At 63.6% G+C, this 2,398-nt stretch carries 3 protein-coding genes; 1 reads left to right on the top strand and 2 read right to left on the bottom strand.

The window, feature by feature from the left end; all coding sequences use genetic code 11:
• Positions 1 to 106: 106 nt before the first annotated feature.
• Entirely contained in the window at positions 107 to 283 is a 177-nt protein-coding gene (locus H8R17_RS48450) for a hypothetical protein (RefSeq protein ID WP_262506057.1), read from the bottom strand.
• A 217-nt stretch (positions 284 to 500) separates the two neighbouring features.
• Entirely contained in the window at positions 501 to 1,364 is an 864-nt protein-coding gene (locus H8R17_RS45175) for an IS5 family transposase (RefSeq protein WP_187828949.1), read from the bottom strand.
• A gap of 216 nt (positions 1,365 to 1,580) precedes the next feature.
• Here H8R17_RS45175 and H8R17_RS45170 point away from each other — a divergent pair, with 216 nt between their 5' ends.
• Positions 1,581 to 2,018 carry a hypothetical protein gene (locus H8R17_RS45170; RefSeq protein ID WP_187828948.1) on the top strand — a complete coding sequence of 146 codons (438 nt, stop codon included), beginning with the start codon at positions 1,581 to 1,583 and terminating at the stop codon, positions 2,016 to 2,018.
• Positions 2,019 to 2,398 lie beyond the last annotated feature (380 nt).

The raw sequence follows: 2,398 nt of genomic DNA, 5'->3' as shown, positions 1-2,398 counted from the left end.
CGAACCGATCAACTCATCGAAGCGACCCATACCGCATCAACGAGCCCAACTACCGCAAGAAACCCACTAATTCATCGACAGGCCCCGGCCAGGGACTGAGTGGACGTTAAGTCCGTTTCTGGTAGCGGCCTCGTCCGGGTTGGGTGAGGAAGCCTTGGCGGGTGAGGCGTCCGAGGCGAGCACGGGTGACGTTGACCGATGCCTCGTCGGTGGGCATGTCGAGGAGCTCGTGCAGCTCACGGGCCCGGAACTCCCGCTCAGGGTGCTCGTTGAAGGCGTTCACAATGGCCTGGTAGGCGGTGCTCGTCTCCGGTGCTTCGGGTTCGTCTCCAGCCGGGGCGAGTTCACCGATGACCTTCCGAGTGGTGGCCAGGTCCGCGAGCCGCGCCTCGTCTCGGCCAGGGCGGTGGTCAAGTGCTCGATCTGGTCGCGGAGTTCACCGACCCGAGCCATGGTCTCGTCATGCTGGGCCTGGAGCCGGGCGAGGAGTTCGGTGATGTTCACGCGGCCAGCTCGAGGGTGTCGCGCCAGGCCGGACTCGGTGTGGTGAGGCGACGGGCCATGTTCGCGATCGATGCCCAGTAGACGCGTGAGGCGGAGGTGTCGGTTCGGTGGTCGTATTCGCGGGCCAGGCGCCGATGCAGCATCAACGTGCCGTTGACCTGCTCCACGATCCACCTTTTCGGCTGCGGGACGAAGCCTTTGCCCTGGTCTTCGGGGTTGCGGCGGACAACCTCGACGTCGATGTCCAACAGGGCGCCGTGAATGACGACTTGGTCCTTGAAGCCCTGGTCCACCAGGGCCTTCTCTAGTCGATTGCCGCACCGCTCGGTGGCCTGGTCGAGCAGGGCGGTGCCGGCGGTGTTGTCGTGAGCGGAGGCGGCCAGCACCACGACGCCGATGACCAGCCCCAGAACGTCGACGGCCAGTCCCCGCTTGCGGCCCGAGACCTTCTTGCTGGCGTCCAGTCCCGTCGTGGTCTTCGGGACACCCGCGGCGGCGCGCACGGATTGGGTGTCGATGATCACGAGGGACGGGTCCTCTAATCGTCGGGCCTTCTCGCGTACTTGGCAGCGCAGGAGCTCCTGGATGCGCTTGTCAAGCCCGTCCTCGCGCCACAGGCCGAAGTAGTAGAACACCGCCGACCAGGTCGGGAAGTCGTGGGGCAGATAGCGCCACTGGCAGCCCGTCCGGTTCTGATAGAAGATCGCGTTCACGACCTCCCTCAGGTCACAGGATCCGGGATCTCCGGTCGCCGACCGGGCCACCCGGTCCTGCTTCCAGGCCGTGAGCATCGGTTCGATCAACGCCCACTGCTCGTCCGATAAGTCGCTGGGGTACGGCTCTCTCTTCACGCCCAGCATCTCAACATGGACATGTCCAACGGGCGGCCCGCACGACGATCAGTACCACGATCGAGCGATCACGAACCGAGGGAGATCGGACTTAACGTCCACTCAGGGCACCCTGAAACGTTCTAGGTACCGCCGAGGCGCTGCGTACCCCAGGGTTGGAGTTCAGTCAGCTTCGACCCGACGGGAGGCGTCCGCATGCGCGGCGCGATAAGAACCGTATTGGGCATGGCCGCCACAGGCATGCTCGTTCTGGCGATGAGCAACCCGGCAGCCGCCGCCACGATGGAGTACGACACCGCGGTGAAGGACACGACGTCGGTCAACGACTACTACTGCGTGGTCAAGGACGACCTCTGGACCACCGCCCGTGCCTGCTTCAAGCCGTACGGTGATGTCCTTTTCGCCGGCGACGAATTTAAAGACGGCGCCTCCGCCACCACCGAGTGGCAGAACGAGCTCCGTGACAGCAATGGGAACTGGGGGCTCTACCGCAACGGAAAGTGCACGTGGTCGGGCGGTTCCGGCACCCAGGGGTCCTGCAACAAGGAGATGTACGAGTACAGCAGCAAGAACGCCCACGGCGGCGTGGGCAGTCGGGTGCGGGTCAAGGCGTGCGTCGGCGACTCGTGCAGCTCGTGGAGCCGTTGGATCCTCAACGCCTGAGTGGGCGTTTGATGTTGATTCGCGCCGACAGTTTCAACATGCTTTGCCTGGTTTTATTACCAACACGCATGGCCTGAAATGCCTGGAAGCTCCCTACCAGTAGGGAGCTTCCATCCCATTGCTAAACCAGACGGAATTCGAGCGGCATGTGCGAACTAAACGGGCGGTCCGATCAGCACCTCGGAGTGCACGAATGCGCTCCTACAGGGTGAAGCGTTATGAAAGCCGCTGGCCTCAAAGGTGACACATCCCTACTGAACCTCACTAAACGCCCTCTGAGAGTCCGGTGACAGGGCCTGTCGATGAATTAGTGGGGCGTGTCGTGCTCGGCGGCCTGGGATGTCGCGTGCATGACGTAGCTGGCGAGGTCGCTGGGGTCG

Source organism: Streptomyces sp. TRM68367 (genome assembly GCF_014495685.1).
GTDB lineage: Bacteria > Actinomycetota > Actinomycetes > Streptomycetales > Streptomycetaceae > Streptomyces.
The sequence above is the reverse complement of the archived record's forward strand: the minus strand, read 5'-3'. Positions and strand labels throughout refer to the sequence as shown.